This is a genomic window from Rohdeia mirabilis, assembly GCA_007750655.1.
In the GTDB taxonomy this organism is placed as follows: Bacteria; Planctomycetota; UBA1135; order UBA1135.
In genome coordinates this window covers 2,096,289-2,116,637 of the sequence record CP036290.1, presented here as the reverse complement: position 1 = coordinate 2,116,637, position 20,349 = coordinate 2,096,289, and the positions used below count along the sequence as shown (strand labels likewise).

The 20,349-nt window shown below is 70.6% G+C and carries 13 protein-coding genes and 1 tRNA gene; 4 read left to right on the top strand and 10 right to left on the bottom strand.

What is annotated here, in order from left to right; genetic code table 11:
- Positions 1 to 168 precede the first annotated feature (168 nt).
- Positions 169 to 1,836, bottom strand: a complete 1,668-nt coding sequence (gene thiC, locus Pla163_RS07945; RefSeq protein WP_145186200.1) for a phosphomethylpyrimidine synthase ThiC — start codon at positions 1,834 to 1,836, stop codon at positions 169 to 171.
- Positions 1,837 to 2,082: 246 nt separating this feature from the next.
- Between thiC and Pla163_RS07940 the strand changes: the two genes are divergently transcribed.
- Positions 2,083 to 4,254: a glutamine synthetase III family protein gene (locus Pla163_RS07940; protein ID WP_145186197.1), complete on the top strand. Its 2,172-nt coding sequence runs from the start codon at positions 2,083 to 2,085 to the stop codon at positions 4,252 to 4,254.
- 110 nt (positions 4,255 to 4,364) lie between these two features.
- Positions 4,365 to 5,186 carry an IclR family transcriptional regulator gene (locus Pla163_RS07935; protein ID WP_419186443.1) on the top strand — a complete coding sequence of 274 codons (822 nt, stop codon included), beginning with the start codon at positions 4,365 to 4,367 and terminating at the stop codon, positions 5,184 to 5,186.
- 547 nt (positions 5,187 to 5,733) lie between these two features.
- On the opposite strand, the gene Pla163_RS07930 is transcribed toward Pla163_RS07935, so the two are convergent.
- The 9 genes from Pla163_RS07930 to gltX form a co-directional block, all read right to left on the bottom strand.
- Entirely contained in the window at positions 5,734 to 6,774 is a 1,041-nt protein-coding gene (locus Pla163_RS07930) for a protein-tyrosine phosphatase family protein (RefSeq protein ID WP_145186191.1), read from the bottom strand.
- A 476-nt stretch (positions 6,775 to 7,250) separates the two neighbouring features.
- Positions 7,251 to 7,327, bottom strand: a tRNA-Met gene (locus Pla163_RS07925).
- Positions 7,328 to 7,951: 624 nt separating this feature from the next.
- The gene (locus Pla163_RS07920; protein ID WP_419186442.1) at positions 7,952 to 8,920 is read right to left on the bottom strand and encodes a Ppx/GppA phosphatase family protein; all 969 of its coding nucleotides are present in this window, start codon (positions 8,918 to 8,920) and stop codon (positions 7,952 to 7,954) included.
- A 64-nt stretch (positions 8,921 to 8,984) separates the two neighbouring features.
- Positions 8,985 to 9,938 carry an NHL repeat-containing protein gene (locus Pla163_RS07915; protein ID WP_145186185.1) on the bottom strand — a complete coding sequence of 318 codons (954 nt, stop codon included), beginning with the start codon at positions 9,936 to 9,938 and terminating at the stop codon, positions 8,985 to 8,987.
- A gap of 62 nt (positions 9,939 to 10,000) precedes the next feature.
- Entirely contained in the window at positions 10,001 to 11,362 is a 1,362-nt protein-coding gene (locus Pla163_RS07910) for a sulfatase (RefSeq protein WP_419186441.1), read from the bottom strand.
- A 156-nt stretch (positions 11,363 to 11,518) separates the two neighbouring features.
- Positions 11,519 to 12,307 (bottom strand): FecR family protein, encoded by a 789-nt coding sequence (locus Pla163_RS07905; RefSeq protein ID WP_145186179.1) that lies wholly within the window; start codon positions 12,305 to 12,307, stop codon positions 11,519 to 11,521.
- A 351-nt stretch (positions 12,308 to 12,658) separates the two neighbouring features.
- A complete protein-coding gene (locus tag Pla163_RS07900; RefSeq protein WP_145186176.1) occupies positions 12,659 to 13,198 on the bottom strand; it encodes a hypothetical protein in 540 nt (179 codons plus the stop codon).
- A 358-nt stretch (positions 13,199 to 13,556) separates the two neighbouring features.
- Positions 13,557 to 14,066 carry a hypothetical protein gene (locus Pla163_RS07895; protein ID WP_145186173.1) on the bottom strand — a complete coding sequence of 170 codons (510 nt, stop codon included), beginning with the start codon at positions 14,064 to 14,066 and terminating at the stop codon, positions 13,557 to 13,559.
- A gap of 187 nt (positions 14,067 to 14,253) precedes the next feature.
- On the bottom strand, positions 14,254 to 15,741 hold the full coding sequence (gene gltX / locus Pla163_RS07890) for a glutamate--tRNA ligase (protein ID WP_419186440.1): 1,488 nt from the start codon (positions 15,739 to 15,741) through the stop codon (positions 14,254 to 14,256).
- Between the two features lie 127 nt (positions 15,742 to 15,868).
- Here gltX and Pla163_RS07885 point away from each other — a divergent pair, with 127 nt between their 5' ends.
- A complete protein-coding gene (locus Pla163_RS07885; RefSeq protein ID WP_419186439.1) occupies positions 15,869 to 16,906 on the top strand; it encodes an alpha/beta hydrolase in 1,038 nt (345 codons plus the stop codon).
- Positions 16,907 to 16,971: 65 nt separating this feature from the next.
- Complete coding sequence (locus Pla163_RS07880; RefSeq protein WP_145186162.1) at positions 16,972 to 20,331, top strand: DUF2339 domain-containing protein; 3,360 nt, start codon at positions 16,972 to 16,974, stop codon at positions 20,329 to 20,331.
- The last annotated feature ends 18 nt before the right edge of the window (positions 20,332 to 20,349 follow it).

Genomic DNA, 20,349 nt, shown 5'->3' with positions numbered 1-20,349 from the left:
GGTGCGACGGTGGTCGACGCCGCGGGAGCTGCGGCGCTGGAACACCGCTTCCACGGCACCGTTCCTCGCGGCCCCCACTCCCCCAGAACGGGGCCACCGAGGGCGCGGATCGGAGCGACGGCCGCACGACCGACCCCGACGCTGCGGGGCCGCCGTGCGCGCACCACGTCACTTCGGACCGGCCGCCTCGGCCTCGCGGTAGATCTCGCCGCCCTTCGCGCGGAACTCGGCCGCCTTCTCGGCGAGGCCCGCTCGCAGAGCTTCGTCCTCCGCCACTCCCATCTCGGCCGCGGCCTTGCGGACGTCCTCGGTGATGCGCATCGAACAGAAGTTCGGTCCGCACATCGAGCAGAAGTGCGCGGTCTTCGCGCCTTCGGCGGGGAGCGTCTCGTCGTGGTACGAACGCGCCGTCACCGGGTCGAGCGCCAGGTTGAACTGGTCCTCCCAACGGAACTCGAAGCGCGCGCGACTGAGCGCGTCGTCCCACTCCTGGGCGCGCGGGTGGCCCTTCGCCAGGTCGGCGGCGTGCGCCGCGATGCGGTAGGTGATGACGCCCTGCTTGACGTCGTCGCGGTTCGGCAGGCCGAGGTGCTCCTTCGGCGTCACGTAGCACAGCATCGCCGTGCCGTACCAGCCGATCTGCGCCGCGCCGATGCCCGACGTGATGTGGTCGTAGCCGGGCGCGATGTCGGTGGTGAGCGGACCCAGCGTGTAGAACGGCGCCTCGTGGCACAGCTCGAGCTGCTTGTCCATGTTCTCCTTGATCTTGTGCATGGGCACGTGACCGGGCCCCTCGATCATGACCTGCACGTCGTGCTTCCAAGCGATCTTGGTCAACTCGCCCAGGGTCTCGAGCTCGCCGAACTGGGCCTCGTCGTTCGCGTCGGCGATACAACCGGGCCGCAGTCCGTCGCCGAGGCTGAAGCTGACGTCGTACTTCTTCATCAGCTCGCAGATGCGCTCGAAGTGCGTGTAGAGGAAGTTCTCCTGGTGATGCGCGAGGCACCACTTCGCCATGATCGACCCGCCGCGCGACACGATGCCGGTCAAGCGTTTGGCCGTCAGCGGCACGTAGCGCAGCAGGACGCCGGCGTGGATCGTGAAGTAGTCGACGCCCTGCTCGGCCTGCTCCTCGAGCGTCTCCATGAAGAGGTCGATCGACAGGTCCTCGATCTTGCCGTTGACCTTCTCGAGGCACTGGTAGATCGGAACGGTGCCGATCGGTACGGCCGAGTTGCGCACGATCCACTCGCGCGTCTCGTGGATGTTCTTGCCGGTCGACAGGTCCATGACCGTGTCCGCGCCCCACTTCGTCGCCCAGCGCAGCTTCTCGACCTCCTCGTCGATCGAGCTGGCGACCGCGCTGTTGCCGATGTTCGCGTTGATCTTCACCTTGAAGGCGCGCCCGATGAGCATCGGCTCGATCTCGGGGTGCTTGCGATTGGCCGGGAGGATCGCACGTCCTGCGGCGATCTCGTCGCGCACGAACTCGGGCGACATCCCCTCGCGCGCCGCCGCGAACGCCATCTCCTTGGTGATCTCACCCCGCCGTGCGTAGTGCATCTGGCTGAAGTTCGTGTCGCCGCGGGCCTCGCGCGCCGCCGTCCACGGAGCTCGGAGCGCCGGCAGGCCGGACTCCGCGGCATAGCCCTGTGGGCCGCTCGTGTCGTAGACGTCGAGGTGTCCCGGCGCGCCCGAGAGTTGGATCCGGCGCAGAGGCACGCGCAGGGTCTCGCCCTCGTGGACCACTTCCTCGAAGACCTTGCTCGAGTTCGGAAGGTCGGGGTCGGCGACGGACGGGACGTTCGCGGGCGCGTGGGGACGGATCTCGGTCATGGTCTGGGCTCGGTTGGGGAGCGGCGCCTGGCAGCGCCTTCGGATCGGCGAGTGTAGGCCACCGAAGCCCCATCTCGACCCGCACTCGGGCACTTCGAGCCCCCCGGAGCGCTAGCCGCTTCCGCGCACGAGTGCCGGCCCGTACCCTGCTCGCGAAGCGCCCGGGGTGGACCCCGCGCGCGCTCGATCCGACCCAACGTGGGGCACCGAAGCCCCCCATGCGCTTCCACCAGCGCAGAGACGACCATGAGCGTTTCCTCCCGCCAGCAGGCCCTCCGAGACGTGAGCGCAGCCAGTGCTGGGCCGGCCCCCCGCGAGACTCCCGGCAGCAGCCTCCCCGAGCACTTCGGTTCGAAGGTGTTCAACGACGAGGTCCAACGTCGACGGCTGCCGAAGACGGTGTACAAGGCCGTGCGCCACAGCCTTTCGAGTGGTGTCGAGATGTCGCCGCAGATCGCCGACGCGGTCGCGAACGCCATGAAGGACTGGGCGCTCGAGCACGGTGCGACGCACTACACCCACTGGTTCCAGCCCATGACGGGCGCCACGGCGGAGAAGCACGACGCGTTCCTCTCGCCGACGCTCGAGGGCGGCGCGATCCAGGAGTTCTCCGGCAACGACCTCATCATCGGTGAGCCGGATGCGTCCTCGTTCCCGTCGGGCGGCGTGCGCAACACGTTCGAAGCGCGCGGCTACACCGGCTGGGACCCGGGCTCGCCCGCCTTCATCCGCGAGACCGACTTCGGCGCCACGCTGACCATCCCGACCGTCTTCGTCTCCTGGACCGGCGAAGCGCTCGACACGAAGACGCCGCTGCTGCGTTCCTGCGAGGCGATCGACAAGGCGGCTCGCACGCTCCTCGGAGCCCTCGGCGAGGACCAGATCAAGCGCGTCTCGGCGACCGTCGGACCCGAGCAGGAGTACTTCCTGGTCGATCGACGACTCTTCCACCTGCGCCCCGATCTGCTCGCCTGTGGGCGCACGTTGCTCGGCTCGCGCCCGCCCAAGGGACAGGAACTCGAGGACCACTACTTCGGCAAGACGCCGCAGCGCGTGCTCAACTTCCAGATGGACCTGGAGCAGGAGCTGTGGCAGCTCGGCGTGCCGGTGAAGACGCGCCACAACGAAGTGGCGCCGCACCAGTTCGAGTCGGCCCCGGTGTTCGAAGCGGCTGCGGTCGCCACGGACCACAACATGCTGACGATGGAGATCCTGCAGGAGGTCGCGGTGCGCCACGGCTTCGCCTGCCTCCTCCACGAGAAGCCCTTCGCCGGAGTGAACGGCAGCGGCAAGCACGTCAACTGGTCGATCGCGACCGACGACGGACAGAACCTGCTCGAGCCGGGCGAGACGCCGCACGACAACCTGCGTTTCATGGCGTTCCTGACGGCCATCGTCCGCGCGGTCGACGAGTACCAGGACCTCCTGCGGGTCACGATCGCATCGGCCGGCAACGACCACCGTCTCGGTGCCAACGAAGCTCCGCCGGCGATCATCTCGGTCTTCCTCGGCAAGGAACTCCAGGACGTGGTGGACAATCTCGTCAGCGGCAAGGCGCACGAGCCCGCCGAGGACAACCGCATGGCGCTCGGCGTCGGAACCCTGCCGCGCCTGCCGCGCCACAACTCCGACCGCAATCGCACGTCGCCGTTCGCATTCACGGGCGCGAAGTTCGAGTTCCGTGCCGTCGGGTCGAACCAATCGGCCGCCTTCCCCGCCACGGTCATCAACACGATCGTCGCCGACTCGGTGACGCGGCTCGCCGCGGAGATCGAGAAGGAGGGGAATGCGATCGACGTCCTGCGTCGGGTCCTCAGCGACCACGGACGCATCCTGTTCAGCGGTGACAACTACTCGGACGAGTGGAAGCAGGAGGCCGAGCGCCGTGGCCTGCTCAATCTTGCCCACACGCCCGCCGCGCTCGTGCGCTTCACCGACGAGAAGAATCTGGCGCTGTTCGAACGCCACGGCGTGCTCTCGCGTCGCGAGACCGAGTCGCGAGCTCAGGTCCTGACGTCGGCCTACATCGAGCGTTTCCTGGTCGAGGCGCTCTCGCTGCGCAACCTGGCGGCGACGTCCGTGATGCCCGCCGGTGTCGAGTTCCAGCGCCGCCTGGCCGAGTCGATCACGGCCGTGGCCGCGGCTCTGCCCGCAGCGGACCTCGCTCCGCAGAAGGAACTCCTGGGTCGGGTGGCCGAACTGGTGGGAGAGCTGCGTGTGTCCGTCACGGCACTCGAATCCGCTCGCGACTCGATCGAATCGGCCCATGGGGACGCGGCCCGCGCCGCCCTCGCCGTGCGCGAGAACCTGCTCCCGGTGATGGAGCGCGTCCGCCTGGCGTGCGACTGCCTCGAAGAGGTGGTCGACGACGAGCTGTGGCCGCTCCCGAAGTACCGCGAACTCCTGTTCGTCCACTGAGCTCCGGACGGTACCCAGCCGCCCGCTCCGACGGCTCGAGGCGGCCGCGCCGACTTCGGTCGGCGCGGCTGCATTGACAGGGCGCCACGCGACGACGGAAGATGGGAACCATGACGACCCGTTCGAACCAGAGGGACGGCGATACCGACAAGCGCACGGGGCGCTACTCGGCTCCGGCGTTGGAGAAGGGACTCGACATTCTCGAACTCCTCTCCCTGCGCGACGACGGTCTCAGCCAGAGGCAGCTCGCCGATGCGCTCGGCCGCACGGTGGGCGAGATCTACCGGATGCTCTCGTGTCTCGTGGACCGCGACTACGTGGCCCTCGAGAAGCCCGGCGATCGCTATTTCCTGGGGCCGAAGCTGTTCGAACTCTCCCACCGACACCCGCCTTCGCGACGGCTCCTCGACGTGGCGATCCCCCACCTGCGGAACGTCGCGCGTGAACTCGATCAATCCTGTCACCTGGTCGTCCCGCACCGCGGCAACGGCGTGGTGGTCGCCCAGGAGGACTGTCCGGGTTCGCTGACCTTCGCCGTGCGCATGGGAACACCGGTGAGTCCGACCGAGTCGGCATCCGGACGGGTCCTGCTGGCATTCCGGGACGAACGTGAGCGCAAGGACCTCATCGGGAGCGACGAGACCGTCGCCGCGCGCTTGTCGGAACTGAGTGAGACGCTCGACGAGATCCGCGCGAAGGGCTTCTGCGAGATGGAGAGCAAGCGTGTGCGCGGCATCCACGACACGAGCTTCCCGATCGAGGACCGCAAGGGGCACGCGATCGCGGCACTCACGGTCCCACTGGTCCAACGCATCGACATCGATCCCGCCTTCGATCGTGACGCGGTCCTCGGCGTCGTGCGTCGGGCGGCCAGGGACATCGGCCGCGAGCTCGGCCACGCGAACGAACAGGCGTCCGACGGCGGCGCGTGATTCGGCCCCAGGTCGCGGCGAGCTGCGACCGTACCGCCGCGCCGAGCACGGCGCGTGGAGCACGGCAGACGACCTCGAGCCCCTGGTGCGGTCACGCGGAGTCGGCTGCGGTCGGCCCGCCCTCGCGGGTGGGCGCGCAGGGTCCTCGGACCGTTGATCCCGCAGGACCGAAGGGGTCGCCGTTCCAACCGCGCGATCGCGTCCGCGCCGTCCTCGACGCACCTCCGAGCTCGGTCGCACCGGCCGCTCCAGAGCCGCACGGCGACGAGCCCCCGCGACCGACCCTCGCGGCGCACGGGTGACGCACCGTTTGCCCCAGGAGCACCGTTTGCCCCAGGTGCGCCGTCACGCCGAGGGGCGAGTCCAGTGCAATCACGCCCTCCGGCTCCGACCTGTGGCGCGTCGGGTCCACGCTCGGGAGCGGGAGCCACGGCCACCCCGGATCACCGGCATTCGCGCCCGGCGGGTCGGGCCCTGAAGAGATGTGACACGCGCCCCTTCAGCGCGTGTCACTCGGAGTCGGCCGCAGCCTCAGCGACTGCGAGCGTCAGCGATTGCGGTACTTCGTGTGGCAGGCCGCACAGGACTGCTTCGTGGCGGCGAGCGCATCCTCGACGCGTTCACGAGCTTCCGGCACTCCCGCGCGGTGGTCGCGCAGGGCTTCGACCAGCTCGAAGGACGCGCGCTCGCCGTCCGCCATCCACTCGCGATAGTCGTCGGGTTCCCGTTGCACCTCGTCCATCGCGCGCATCTGGGCGAAGAGTTGGTGCAGGATCTCGGCCTCGTTCAGAGGATCGATGTCGGGGTGCAGCGGATCGACCCCGTAGTCCACGTCGTCCGAATAGAGGACGTTCTCGTAGTGGCGGGCGGTCGTGACCATGGCGCCCGCTATGCCTTCCAGCGGCTGTGCGGACGGGAAGTCCCACCGGTAGCTGCGCGTCGTCGCCTCGTCCGGAAGCTCGGCGCAAGCCACCGTCCAGTACAGCCCCGAGTACTTGGAGGAGGTCCCGCACCACTGACGCATCTCGGCCAGTGCCTGTTCGCGCGACACCCCGTCGAGGGCCAGGCGACCCAGTGCCGCTCCGGCAGGGCCGCGGTGCTTGCCGTGGAAGCAGTGCACGAAGAAGGGGCCTTCCAGTTCCCGGAAGACCTTCACGATCCGCAGCTGCTCGTCCTCCGTGATGCCCTTGTACTGGATCGGGACATGCACGTAGCGCATCCCGTACTTCGCCGCCGTCTCCGCGTCGGGCGCCTTGCCATCGGTCGAGAGGATGGTCTTCACCCCCCAGCTCGCGATGAGCGCCAGCGAGGCCTCGTCGCCAGGCTCTGACCCCGTGATGATGTTCTCGCTGAGGTGGAAGACGTTGTGGAGCGCCGGGAACTCGAGCGGGGCCGCTTCCGGCAGCTCGAGAGAGGACGCCGACTCGAAGGCGTTGCTCACGGCCGTCAGCGGCGGCGCGACCTGGACGTTGACGGCGACCGTGCCCGGCGTTTCGGGCTGGACCGGCGTCCCCGTGGAAGAAGCGCAGGCGGCGAGGGCGCAGGCTGCGAGGGCGGAGACGAGGAAGAAAGAGCGCGGAGTCGTCATGGGCGGTGGATGAGGAAGAGGCTAGCGAATCCGTCGGAGGGTCGATCGGAGCGCGTGCACGTTCCACGCAATCAGCGTGCCACCATCCGCTCGTCCTCCGTGACGCCGCCGCGACCTTCGTGGCGGACAGCGAGTCAACCCCGTCACCGGTGCGTAACGCGTGGGAGTGCGGCTGGGGAACGGGCTCGAACGCGCTGTCGCGGTGTTGGGGTGCTGCGGTGCACGGACGAGCGCGACACCTGGGTGGAGCGCGCTCCGACGCGACGGCGGCTCGTGCGAGCCCCTCGAGACCAACTCCTGTGTGGTGTGGCTCCGGCGCGGTATGGGACCGCTCCAGCGCCGTCCATCCGGGACGTACGCGTGCCACGAAGTGGTTGGTGCACCCGACTCTCGAGGCGTCTGCCCCGCACCTGGACCAAGCACACGGGCCCAGCACGCGGGCCCAGCTCGATGTCCATGGAGCACAGCCCCTGGAGTGGTAGCGGTGGAGGGACTCGAACCCCCGACACGCGGATTATGATTCCGCTGCTCTAACCAGCTGAGCTACACCGCCTTGCGACGTCGACCGGCGACCTGGGCCGACGGATCCACGGCGCCGATCGAAGGCTGCCACGCGTCACGAGGGCGCCGGCTTCCCGATCGGGCCGCGCAGGCTACTGCTCCCCAAGAGCGATCGCAAGCCACAGGTTCCTGGGACCTGAGCGCGACGGACAGGGTTGGGTCGATGGAGCTGGCTCGGTCGCTCGCCGGGCCCGAGCGGTCCTCGGCCCTGGATCGGCCGAGGCACTCACGACGATCGGTCGACCCGATCACGACGACGTCGGCGCGGCGCTGCGACGTGTCCCATCCCCGGCTCCGACATGAATCCCCTGTTTTCACACCTTTCTGCGAGCCTCGGAGGGGTCAGGGCATTATGAAGAGAGCGGGGAAGCGCAGGGCAACCTGCGTGTCACCGACAGGGCGTGGTGTTGCGAGCCGCTGCGTCCACTCAGTTCGGGGACTTCCCCTCTCTCCCTCGGGCCGGTGATGGGCAAGGATCACCGGCCCACTTCATGCCCGGAGCGAATCCGAGCCCGGAGAGAATCGGCGCGGCGGTCTCTCGCCGCTTTCCGATGCTGGCAGCTGATGCGGGCAGCTGCTGCTGGCAGCGCCCTCGTGACGCCGCCCAACGAGCTGCCTACAGGCGCGCCGCGAGTTCGATCGCCAGGCCGTGCCGCACGCCGCGTCCGGTCACGCGCGCCCGCTCGAGCCCGAGGTGCAACAAGGCGCGCCCCAGGAGGGCCAGGCCGGCCGGCAGCACGGCGGCGCGATCCGGTTCGATCGGCAGGTCGTAGCGCTCTTCCAGGCCGAGGAGCGCGATTCGACGGGCCCAGGCCGACGCCTCGGCGGACGTGACTTCGACGCCCTCCCCCACGCGGTGGTCGAACGCTCCAGCCCCCGCCACCAAGCAACCCAGGTTCACCGCTGCGCCGCCGACGAGTGTCGCGAACCGGGCTGAAGGCCCCGCGTCGAGGGCCGTCACACCCGATGCGACGAAGGCAGCATCGGCACTGCGTTCGAGACCTCCCATCGCCTCCGGATCGAAGCCCCCCCCCACGGGCTCCACACCGCCGGTGCCGAACTGCTCGGTCGCCCAGGCCGCACCGACCGGGACCGACGCGAGGAACTCTCCCGAGGGGCCGAGGATCTCGGTGCTGCCACCGCCCACGTCGATCAGTGCGCACGCGTCGGCGTGAGCCGCACCGAGCCACGACAGTCGAGCCTCGTCGCGACCTTCGATCACGCGCAGCTCGAGCCCGGTGGTCCGTCGTACCTCGTCGCAGAACGCCTCTCGATCGCGCGCACGCCGCAGAACCGCGGTCGAGACGGCGGCGACGGCGCTGCTCGGAATGCCGTGGAGCTCGATCCGCCGCGCGAACGTGGTGAGCACGTCGAGCGTCCTGCGGCGCGACTCGTTCGACAGGGATCCGTCCTCGGACATGCCCGAGCCGAGACGCGCCGCGAAGGCGTGGTCCTCGACGGTCTCGAGGCTGCCGTCCTCGAGTCGCTGGGCGATCAGCAGCAGCGCCGTGTGGGTCCCGACGTCGATCGCGGCGACGGAAGAGGCCGGAGCGGCATCGGGGAGTTGAGCGTTGGACGAGTTCACGCCGCGCATGGGAACACGCCAGGACCCGCGGATCCACAGGCGCCGCACGCCGCGCGCCGACCGCTCACTCGGACCAGCCCTCGTCGATCGCGCCGTAGCACTCGCCGGCGAGCGAGAAGACCTGGATCCGAGCCCCGTCGCGATCCGCGACGACCACTCGGCGGCGGGCGTCGGGCCTTCCGCGCTCGATCACCAGGTCGGTCGGGTGGTCCAACGTGCCGTCGGACGCGACGGCTCCCGACTCGTCCGCGGCGAACTCGCCGCCGAGTTCGTCGGGAGGACGATGTGACGCGGCGATGGGGTTGCCGATCGGCCGTCCCGTCGCGTCGAAGAGCACGAGTCCCACGTTCTCGCCCACCACGGCGATCCGTCCACCTCCAGCGGGTGCGACGGCCCGCAACTGCGGCTCGACGCCGTGCCGTGCCTCGACGCGAAAGTCGAAGTGGTGCTCGAGGTCGCGGTAGACCGAGACCCGTCCGTTGCCCTCGACCGCGTAGAGCAGTCGACCGTCCAGCGCCACCCCCTCGAGGCCCTCGAAGTGCCCGTGCGAGTCACCGCGCGGCCGCAGCGACCGCAACAGGCGCCCGCCCTCGTCGAACAGGTGGAGCGCGTGTCGACGCGTTCCCCGACTGGCGACCGCGAGCTCGAGTCCGTCGGAGTCGCCCCGTACCGCCACCGCCCACGGACGTCCGAGACGCCCCACGGCGTCCCGTTCGGTGGCGCTCCCCGCTCGCGGCGCGCTGCGTTCGGGCCCCGCCGCAGCTCGATCGGGATCCACCAGCCGCGCGACCTCGCGTCCGAACGCGGTGAAGGCGCGCACGGCACCGGCGTCGGGATCGCAGCACCACACGCGCTTGTCGCCGTCGAGTGCAACGCCGGCGAGGCGCGGCACGTCCCCGGACTCCGTCACGAGCGCGGTCCGGGACAGGAGTCGACCGTCCAGGTCGTAGAAGGCGAGCCCGCCGACCGCGCGTGAGACCACGAGCAGACCGCCGGAGAGTCCGATGCTCTCCCGCATCGGATCAGCCTTCCGCCCGCGCGCCGCGAACCGGCTCGGTGACTGCTCCCATCGCGTGGCAGTCAGTTCTGCTCGACCTCGCCGCCGGTGTACCCGAGCGCTTCGAGCATTCCGCGGTCCGCGTCGGTGAAGGCCTGGTCGTCGCGTGCGACGCGGCCACGTTCGAACCACGCGCCGAAGCGCTGGGTCAGGTCCTGGGTGAGCGCTGCATCGACCACGGGCCGACGCTCGCGCGGATCGGCGACGAGATCGAAGAGCTGCGGTGCCACACCGTAGAGCTCCTCTCGTTTTCGGCTGGGCAGGTGCAGGCGCCAGCGCCCGTCGAACAGGAGGCTCCCTCCGCGCGACGTGAAGCCGGGAATCGCACGCGGTTCGTCGGTCCGAGGAGGCTCGATCAGATCCACACCGTCGAGCGGGCCGATCGGGTCGAGTGTCAGCAGTCGCTCGAGAGTGGGCACCAGGTCCAACAGCCCCACGTCGCGTTCGACGACTTCGCCGACGGGAACGCCGGGTCCACGCAGGACGAGCGGTACGTGCACCTGCTCCGAGTGCAGCGCGAGACCGTGGTCCATGTAGAGCGGCGCGAAGAAGTTCGACTCCTTGTTCGGCTCGCCCACCGGTCGCGGGCGCGTCCACAGGCCTTCGCCGTGGTCACTGGTCACGACCACGAGCGTGTCGTCCACCACGCCGCGCTCGTCGAGATACTCGAGGAGCGTGCCGAGCGCGCGATCCGCCTGCCAGACCTCCGAGTCGTACGCGGCGCGGCGCGACTCGATGCCCGCGTAGGCGCGCTCGTTCCACGCACCGGCGTCCTCGGGTCGCAACGATTCCTGGAACTCACGCGCCCGCTCGATCGAGCGCTGGGACTCGAAGCGCACACCGTCGACCGGCGTGTACGGGTCGTGCGGATCGAAGAGCAGACAGAAGAGGAAGAACGGTTGATCGTGCGGATGATCGTCGAGCATGTCGATCGCTCGCTCGACCACTTGATCGGCGACCCAGCCTCGGGCGCGGCGACCGTCGGCCGGGTGCTCGTACAACTCGTAGCGATCGAAGCCGCGGCCCCAACCGACCTGGGGCAGCAGCAGCGCGTTCGAGGAGATGCCGTAGGTTCCGTACCCGACCTCGGACAGGCGCTCGGTCACCGAGGTGTGTTCGGGCGGCAGGTGCCGGCCGTTGTCCGAGCGCACTCGCCCGGTCATCAGCATCGACACCGACGGCAAGGTCCACGAGCACGAGGACCACGCCTTCTCGAAGACCGTGCCGCCCTGACTCCACTCGGCCAGGTTGGGCGTCGTGTCGTTGACGTTCCCACCGATCGTCGTGTGGTCGGCTCGCAGCGTGTCGATCACGCAGATCACGACGTTGGGCGGCCCCTCGTAGGGGGCGCGTCCACAGCCGCTGGCGACCATGAGCGCCGGCACCAGCGCCGACCTAAGCGCGGCGCGCGTCCAACGCCCGCAGTCCTTCGCGGCTCCCCGTCGATGCGACCGATCCATGGGCATGAGACTAACGTGGCGCGTGGCCGACGCCCCGCCCCGAGTCGATCGCGGAGGCCACGCCGCTCGAACCGACCGGGGTCAGAGCCGCCCGTCGAAGGCTTCGCCGGCGTGGATCTCCTCGGTTCCGAAGGCCGACACCAGCTGCGCCGACCCCTCGAGGACGTTCAGGGAGTAGTCGTCGCCGATCAGCGACACCTCGACGGCTCCATCCTCCACCTGGACCACTCCGAACGGCGTCATGAGCCGACCTTCGCCGTCGACCGTAACCCGTCCGCCGACCATCCGTACGCGGCGAGCCACGGCGCTCTCCACGAGGAGCGTGGTGCTCGGCCCGATCAGGATCTGACCGTCGTCCAGTCGCACCCGCCCGCGGCCGTCCGCCCCGGTCTGCAGCAGATCGCCGCGCAGCCCCATCCGCGGTCCGTAGCTCGCACCGGTGGGTTCACCCGCGACGAAGAACTCGCCGGCGATCCACTCGACGCCGAGAGTCGGGTCGGGTCGCAGACCGCCACCGATGCGCACGACGCCGGCGATCGCGAGGCTGAGGGCGATGACGACCAGGAGCCGACGGTGGCGTGGCGCGAAACGGGGCGTCTCGTTGCGCCCGAGGAACGCACCCGTCTCCACGCCGGTGCGCATCACCGCTCGACCGACGCGAGCCTTGACGGCCACCTGCTGTCGGTACAGCTCGCGACAGTCCTCGCACCGACGCATGTGGTCGCGCGCCGCTTGGTCGTTCGCGCTGGTCTCGCCCAGGATCCGGGCGTGGATCCACGTGGTCGCGTCCTCGCAGTCGAACGAGGGAGCGTCCGAGAACGGCTCGGGACTGGCGTCCAACGGGCGTGGGTCGGCGTGGGAGTTGTCCATGGCGTGGGGCCGCGCAGGCCCCCGGTCCTCATCGGACGGCCGCGAGCGCCCCTTGACATTCCAAGCTTCCCCCGGGCCCGGCCGGACCTGTGACGAACCGGACCCGCCCGGCGCGGCCCCAGGTGCCGTCGCCCGTGCTCGGCCGCCGCGCCTGGCGGTCCTGCGTCACGGGCACCGATCCTCGCCCCGCGGCCGAACGGCGCGTGGAGCGACCAGGAGCGCGCGAGATCGAGCGAGGGACCTCGTGAGCGAGCCGGCGGCCGCCCCTTCGGGACGACCGCCGGCTCGATCGGTCACTGCGCGCGGAACGCGTCGGCACCCCGCCCCTGCCCGCCCGATGGCGGTCGACGGTCAGCGGCGTCGCACGGGACGCGTCGCGGGCGCCTTCGAGCTCTTCTCGGTGGCGGCGCGCTCGCGTGCACCCGCCGCCGCCGCTCCGCGACGTGCGCGCTCGATGCGCGCACCGCGCAGTCGTTCGCCGATGCGTTCGTCCAGACCGGCGCGTCGCAGACGTTCCACGCCGCCGCCGGCCTTGTGGCCACCTGCGGCTGCACCGCGCACGCGCGGGCCGGCCGGGCGCTGCGGCACCTTGGCGCGCGGCGAGGTGAGCGTCCCGCCCATGCCGTTGTGCCCGATGCCACGTCCGTTGCCCGGACGCACTCCGGCGCGGCGAGCCTTGTCGCGCATCGCCGAGTGCTTGTCGCGCAGCGCTCCCGCGGCACGCGCACCAGGACGCTCGGCTCGTGCGGGGCGGGCGCCTTCGTTCTCCTTCACCAGGACGGGGCGCCGTCCTCCGTCGGGACCGACCGCGGTCCGGCGTTGGGCGTCGGCCGTGTCGGCACCGATGGCGAGGAGAGTGGCGGCGCAGGCCGCGATGATCAGATTCTTCATGTGTTGGATCCCGCTCTTCGAGGGTGGATGGCAGTCGATTCGGCGGCCCGAGAGAGTCGGGCCGAGGGCGGAAGCGACCGCGGTCGACTCACACCGACGAAAGCTACGACGCCCCACGAACGACGTGGGCGCCGCTTCGTGAGCGGAGCGGTGGTGGTTGCGAAAGCCGGCTCACAGCGCGTGAACCGCTGGCGATGCTGTCTCGACCAATGCACGGGGCCCGGTGAACGGAAGTTGCTTCGCTTCGCGAGCGCGGCCGGTCGAGGCGCTTCGAACCCGTCGAGATCGTCCGAAACGCCGCAGGGCCGCCGTCCGGACGGACAGCGGCCCTGCGGGACCTGAACGGGGCTCGGTCGGCTCAGAGGCCAGCGGGCGGTGCCGGCTTCGGTGCCGGCGCGGGCTTCGGGCCGTCGCCCTTCGGACCGCGGCGGCGCTCACCCTCGGGGCGCGGCGGACGCTCACCCTCGGGACGCGGCGGGCGCTCACCCTCGGGGCGGGGCGGGCGCTCGCCCTCGGGGCGCGGCGGGCGCTCGCCACCTTCGCCCTTGTTCCGGCGGCGTTCGCGTAGGCGCTTCAACTCGGCCTTGGCCGCTTCGTCTCCCCCCTTCGCGCGACGCTTGAGATCCTCGATGTGCGCGCGTCGCTCCTCGCGCCTCTCGCCCTTGTCTCCCTTGTCGCCCTTCTCGCCCTTCTCGCCCTTCTCGCGGCGGCGCTCGTCGTCGACCTTCGGTGCGGGTTCTTGGACCTCGAGCGCGGTCGAGACCGATGCGGACGTCGCGGCTGCGGCCGTCCCGTCCGCCGGCGTGGCGCCCAGTGCGGTGGCGAACAGGCCCAGGGCCAGCGACGTGGTGAGTGCGAGTCGTTTCATGGTCGTTCGAATCTGATGGTCGAAGTAGGTGCCCCGAGCGGGGCGAGTGGGCCGGCGGCCCGTGGCGCGCTGCGCCACCTGCCAACTCATACGCACTTCGACCGGAGTCGCGAGCGCACCCGAGCCTTCGGGCAGCCGACTGTTGGGACCGGCGTCCCACCCGTCGCGAGCCGTCGTCGACCCGTCCTCAGCTCGCGCGCAGGCGCCCGACGGCCGCCGTCAGGCGCGCCACCGACCGACCCCTCCCGAGGAGGACGAGCACGTCCGCCAACTCGGGTCCACCCGGTTCGCCCGTCAACGCGGTGCGCAGCGGCTGGAACACCGCGCCGAGCTTGTGGCCCTGGCTGGCACACCACTGCTTGAGCTCGTCCGCCAACGTCGCGCGCCGAAAGCGCTCGTCGGGCAGATCCGCGAGGAAACTCGCGAGCCCCTCGAGGACGTCCGCCGCGCCCGCGTTCGCGCGCGTCTTCGCCTCGGCACCCGCATCCCAGGGCAGGACGGAGTCGGGAGCGAAGAGGAACGCGAGCTTGGCCGGGATCTCGGCGTACAGCCGCACGCGCTCGCGGATGCTCTCGATCGCCAGGCGCCAGAAGTCCGCCCGCTCCTCCAGGTCGCCGTCGACCAGAAGTCCCGCCGCCGCCAGGAACGGCGCAGCTCGCTCGAGGGTCTGCTCGAGCGGCTCGGCGCGCAGGTACTCGCCCGAGAGCCAGGCCAGCTTGTCGGGATCGAAGATCGAGCCGCCCTTCGACACGTCCTTCACGTCGAAGTGCTCGACCAGCTCGCTGCGGTCGAACACCTCGCGCTCGCCGTCGAGCGCCCACCCCTGCAGGCACAGGAAATTGACGACGGCCTCGGGGGGGTGACCCGCGACGCGGTACGCCTCGAGCGCCGTATCGCCGGTGCGCTTGCTCATCTTCTTGCCGTCCGTCCCGAGGATCAGTGGCAGGTGGGCGTAGACCGGCGGCTCGAGCCCCAGCGCGCGGAAGAGCAGGATCTGCTTCGGCGTGTTGACGAGGTGCTCCTCGCCGCGCACCACGTGCGTGATCTGCATGTCCGCGTCGTCGCACACGCACACGAAGTTGTAGGTGGGCGATCCGTCCGTCCGCACCATGATCCAGTCCTCCACTTCCGCGTGGGAGAAACGGACACGACCGCGGATCGAGTCGTCGAAGACGGTTTCGCCGCCCGAGTCCTGGTCAGGAACGCGGAAACGGATCGTGTGGGCCTCACCGGCGGCGGCGCGGCGCTCGGCCTCGGCGGCGTCGAGCGTGCGGTAGCGACCGTCGTAGCGCAGCGTCTCCTTGCGCGCCTCCTGCCCGGCGCGCAGCTCGCCGAGCTCCTCGGCCGTCGCGAAGCAGCGGTACGCCAGACCCTTCGCGACCAGTTCGTGCGCGCGCTCCAGGTGGCGGCCGGCGCGCTCGGACTGGCGGTACGGAGCGAACGGCCCGCCCACGTCGGGTCCCTCGTCCCAGTCGATGCCGAGCCAACGGAACCCGTCGAGGATCGCGTCCTCGTACTCGCGCTTGCTGCGCTCGGGGTCGGTGTCCTCCACGCGCAGGACGAAACGCCCGCCGCGGCCGCGGGCAAAGGCCCAGTTGAACAGTGCCGTGCGCGCGCCTCCGATGTGGAGCGCGCCGGTCGGACTGGGTGCGAAACGCGTGCGGACGGTGGTCATCGAAGGCTCTTGGGAAGGCCACCCACGGGAGTTGGTCCCAGCTCGGTTCGGCCGGCACGATACGGGTGGCCCAGCAGAATACGGATCGGGCCGACCGTCCACCACTCGCGCCCGCGCCGAAGGAACCATGAGTACCGCAAGCCTCGAACGCCCCAGCCACGCTCGCCTCGGATTCCACGGTCGCGCCGAACTGTGCGTCGTGACGAGCGACGTCCTGCACGGCAACCCGCTCGGCGATCCGCACGTTCGCGAACTTCCGATCTACCTGCCGGCGGACCACGGCGAGCGCCCTCTGCCGCTGATCTGCGTCCTCGCGGGCTTCACCGGTCGCGGACACAAGTACGTCGAGCCGCACCCGTGGTACGCGAGCGTCGTGCAGCGCTACGACCGCGCGCTGGCGGCAGGCGAGGTGGAACCGGCGATCCTGGTCATGCCGGACTGCTTCACTCGCTACGGCGGCAGTCAGTACGTGGACTCGAGCGCGACCGGTGCCTACGCGACCCACGTCGTGCACGAACTGCTGCCGCTCGTCGAGGAGCACTTCAACGTGCTGCCCGGAGCGCGCGGTGTGTGTGGAAAGAGCTCGGGAGGTTTCGGTTCGCTGCACCTCGCGATGCACTTTCCCGGCGTCTTCCGCGCGGCGGCGTCGATCTCCGGCGACTGCGACTTCGAACTGTGCTTCGGGCACGAGTTCCTGGCCGCAGCGCGCGGGCTCGCACGTTCGGGCCAGACCCCGGCCGAGTTCCTCGCGGGCTTCGCCCAACACCCGAACCTCGATGGCGACGGGCACGCGATCATCAACGTGCTCGCGATGGCGGCCTGCTACTCGCCCGATCCGACCAGCGAACTCGGCTTCCGACTGCCCTTCGACCTCGAGTACGTCGAACGCGATCGCAAGGTGTGGGAGCGCTGGTGCGCCTTCGATCCGCTCGTCGCCTGCGAGCAGCACACGGAGGCCCTGCGCGCCCTCGAGCTGCTCCATCTCGAGTGCGGCCTCGCCGACGAGTTCAACCTCCAGTGGGGCCTGCGGCGGCTCGTGCGCCGGCTGAAGACCCTCGGCGTCCCCCACCGGCACGTGGAGCATCCCGGCGGCCATCGCGGGATCGACGACCGTTTCGAAGTGGTGCTGCCGACGCTCGCCCGTGTCCTCGGCGGGCACCTCTAGACGGTCGATGGTGTAGGCTCGCGCGGATCCTTCGGGGCGCCACGGCCGCACGCGGCCGACTCCACATGATCCTAGTGCTGCTCTACGCGGCGACCGCTCTCCTCCTCTTTCCCGTCGCGCTCGCTCTAGCGATTCGAGCGCACGGCAACGCGACCCGACTCGATCGCCGCGTCTCCGCGCTGGAGCGTGAGGCTCGCACGGCGCGTGGGGCGAATCGCGACGCCGAGTCGAGCGGTAGGGCCTCCACGTCGGCGCGCACGCACGGCACGGACGACTCGCCACCCGGTGCGATCGACGAGCCCGTGACCGTCGCGCACGGCGGCGTCGGGTTCGATGCGTCGGCGGACGAGTCGGTCGAGGACCACGCATTCACGGGCGACGATGCGGTCGACGAGCCCGCGGTCCACGAAGCGACCGCCGAGCCGGCGACCGCAGCGCGAACGCTGGCCGAGATCCACGCGGACTTCGCGTACCGCAGCGGCGCCGTGTCGGGCGCCACCGACGACGGAGGCTCGACCCCGTCGATCGACCGCGAAACGGGCGACCTTCCTCGCTCGGGCGCACGCGCGGCGACGGAGCGCCCGCCGCTGCACATCGAGAGGCGCCCCTGTGCACCACCGATCGAATGGGAGCGCTGGCTCGGCGTGCGCGGCGCCGCGCTGCTCGGCGGAATCGCGGCCGCACTGGCGGGGCTGTTCTTCTACCGCCACGCGGTCGAACAGGGCTGGATCACCGAGGTCCGGCGACTGGCCGGGGGGATCGGCGTGGGTCTCTCGATGATCGTCGTCGGCGACCGCGTGCGCCCGCGCGGCTACCGCTACGCGCCCGAGGCTCTTCTGGGCGCGGGCCTGGTCGTGCTCTACGGCGCGTTCTGGGCGGCGAGCGAGCGCTACGGGCTCTGGCCACAACTGGCGTCGTTCGCGGCGATGGGGCTCAACACGGCGCTGGCCTGCTGGCTGTCGCTCCGCCACGGCTCGCGCCTGATCGCGACACTCGCGCTGATCGGTGGATTCGCGACGCCGTTCGTGGTCCGACTCGACGGCGAGTCCCCGGTCGGACTGTTCGGCTACGTCCTTCTGCTCGACCTCGCGCTCCTGTTCGTGACGTCGCGCAAGCGCGCCTGGTCCTTCCTCGTTCCACTCGCGCTCGCCGGCACGACGCTCGTCCAGGCCTCCTGGACGTTGCGCGAACTCGATGCCACGACGGCGGCGTTCGGACTGGTGATGCTCGGCGCGTTCGGCGCCCTGTTCTTCTGGGTCACGCTCGAGCGCGACCGCGACCACCCGGACCAGCGCGACCAGACGTCGACCTGGACGCTCGTGGGCTCCGTATTCGTTCCCTTCAGCTTCGCGTTGTACTTCGCGACCCGCGTCGACCTCGGCGAACGGCTGTGGCCGCTCGGGATCCTCGTGAACGTCCTGGTCGCAGGGGCCTGCGTGTGTGCGCGCGATCCGCGTCTCTCGCTGGCGTCCTTCGGAGCGGTGTGTTCGGCGACCGCCGTGTACGCGACCTGGGCGGCGGGGCGCGCCGCGAGCGGACTCGACCTCGAGCTCGTGCTGCACCTGCTCCTCCTGGCCGCCGTTCCGTTGGTCGCGCTCGAACTCGAGCGACGACGGGTCGGACGCGGCACGGACTCGGTCACAGGCACGCAGATCGATCGGCCCCGGATCCCAGGCGTCGCCGGGACCACGCTTCGCGGCAGGGCGCTCGTCATCGCCGTCCTCGGCGCCGTCCTGGGCGCGTTCGGCCTTCTGCAACAGTCGATCTGGAACGGGACCGCCGCCGACCTGTGGCCGGCCGCCCTGGTCCTCGCGCTGTTGCTCGGCGTCTGTGCGCGCGCGAGCCTCGCCACGGCGAGCCAGCGCGAGTTCGGTCCCGTTGGCGTCGCGGTCGTGACGCTCGGCGTCGTGCGCCTCGCGTTCCTGCACGCGAGCCCGAGCGGTGCACAGCTGTCGCTCGCCTCCGTCGCACTCGTGACCACCGGCTTCGCGCTCGCACTCGTCGCTCTCGCGTTCGGGCGAAGCGACCACAGCGGGTCCCTCGAGCACGACGGACGCACGCCGTCCGCGGTGGAGTCCTCGAAGAGCCGCGCCCAGGCCGTCGTCCGCGCGGGCATCTTCGTCGCCGTGCTGTTCAGCGCGCTGCCCATCGCCGCCCGAGGCCGCGACTGGTCGACGGGCCAACTCGTGGTGCTCGAGCTGATCCTGCTGGCGATCGCGCTCGCCTCGCTCGCTCGCGTACGCCTGGGAGCAGCGAGCGGATTCGTCGCCGTCCTCCTGCCCCTCGCCCTGCTGAGCGTCACAGCGGCAGCGTGGCCGACGTCCACGACCGAGGCCGGGCTCGTCCTCGGATTCGCGATCGTCGGCGCCGTCCTCACGGCCGCGTTCGTGCTGCTGGGATCCCGGATCGCCGAGCGCGCTCCGTCGACGGCGCAGGACGAGTCGCACACTCTCGAGGGTTTCGGCGCACGGGCACACCTCGGGCTCACGGCGGCGCTCGGACTGATCGCACTGGCCGACGTGATCCCGACTTCGGTCCTCGCTCCGAGCTGGCGGTTCCCGCTCGCCTTCCTGCCACTCGCGGCCCTGGCGACGCTCGTGGCCCACGGTGCCGCGCGACTCGCACGCACGCATCGTCTCTCGCCCGATCCGTGGCGCACGCACTCGGGCCTCGTCGCCGTTCTCGTCGGAGCGACGCTCGGCCTGCACGTCGACCGGTTCCCCGCGGCCACCACGCCGGCGCTCGTCGCGCTCTGCCTCACGGTCGTGCTGCGGCGCACGGGGGACCGTCGTTTCGTCCCGCTGATCGCGTCCGCGGTCGTGATCGCGACCGTCGCACTGGTCGGTGCACTGGCGCTGGGTCGGCCACTGGTGGCGGGCGCCCACTGGCTCGTCGACGAGCTGGCCTACACGCACCTCGTGCCTGCTGCAGCGGCGCTCTTCCTGGCCCATGGCCTGCGACCGAACTCGCGCAGGCCACCGTTCGATGCGCGCCGACCCCGCGCGATCGCAGGCGCCTGCGGTGCGCTGATCGGCTTCATCTGGATCAGCCTCTGTGTGGTGCGTCTCTACGTCGAGGCGGGCGACCCGCTCACGATCCCCACGGCGAGCGACCAAGCCGCGCATCTGGCCCTCTCCACCAGCTGGGCCGGCTACGCGCTTGTGCTCCTCGCCGTCGGCACGTTCACCGGCGAACGCGCGGCCGGCGCGCGCTGGGCGTCCTTGATCGTTCTCCTCGTCGCGATCGCGAAGGTGTTCCTCTACGACCTCGGAGATCTGGACGGTCTGCGACGCGTCGCGAGTCTCGGCGGTCTGGCGCTCACGCTGCTCGTCGTGTCGTTCGGCTACCAGCGCTTCGTCTTCGGCATCGCGCGCGACGAACCGCCCGGCGCGAGCGACGGGAATGGCGACGGGGCGTCGAAGTGAGCTGCCACTGGTCGGACG

Excerpts from the sequence above, each read along its gene's own strand:
- thiC (WP_145186200.1), bottom strand. The coding sequence starts at position 1,836 with ATGACCGAGATCCGTCCCCACGCGCCCGCGAACGTCCCGTCCGTCGCC.
- Pla163_RS07940 (WP_145186197.1), top strand. The coding sequence starts at position 2,083 with ATGAGCGTTTCCTCCCGCCAGCAGGCCCTCCGAGACGTGAGCGCAGCC.
- Pla163_RS07935 (WP_419186443.1), top strand. The coding sequence starts at position 4,365 with ATGACGACCCGTTCGAACCAGAGGGACGGCGATACCGACAAGCGCACG.
- Pla163_RS07930 (WP_145186191.1), bottom strand. The coding sequence starts at position 6,774 with ATGACGACTCCGCGCTCTTTCTTCCTCGTCTCCGCCCTCGCAGCCTGC.
- Pla163_RS07915 (WP_145186185.1), bottom strand. The coding sequence starts at position 9,938 with ATGCGGGAGAGCATCGGACTCTCCGGCGGTCTGCTCGTGGTCTCACGC.
- Pla163_RS07905 (WP_145186179.1), bottom strand. The coding sequence starts at position 12,307 with ATGGACAACTCCCACGCCGACCCACGCCCGTTGGACGCCAGTCCCGAG.
- Pla163_RS07900 (WP_145186176.1), bottom strand. The coding sequence starts at position 13,198 with ATGAAGAATCTGATCATCGCGGCCTGCGCCGCCACTCTCCTCGCCATC.
- Pla163_RS07895 (WP_145186173.1), bottom strand. The coding sequence starts at position 14,066 with ATGAAACGACTCGCACTCACCACGTCGCTGGCCCTGGGCCTGTTCGCC.
- gltX (WP_419186440.1), bottom strand. The coding sequence starts at position 15,741 with ATGACCACCGTCCGCACGCGTTTCGCACCCAGTCCGACCGGCGCGCTC.
- Pla163_RS07885 (WP_419186439.1), top strand. The coding sequence starts at position 15,869 with ATGAGTACCGCAAGCCTCGAACGCCCCAGCCACGCTCGCCTCGGATTC.
- Pla163_RS07880 (WP_145186162.1), top strand. The coding sequence starts at position 16,972 with ATGATCCTAGTGCTGCTCTACGCGGCGACCGCTCTCCTCCTCTTTCCC.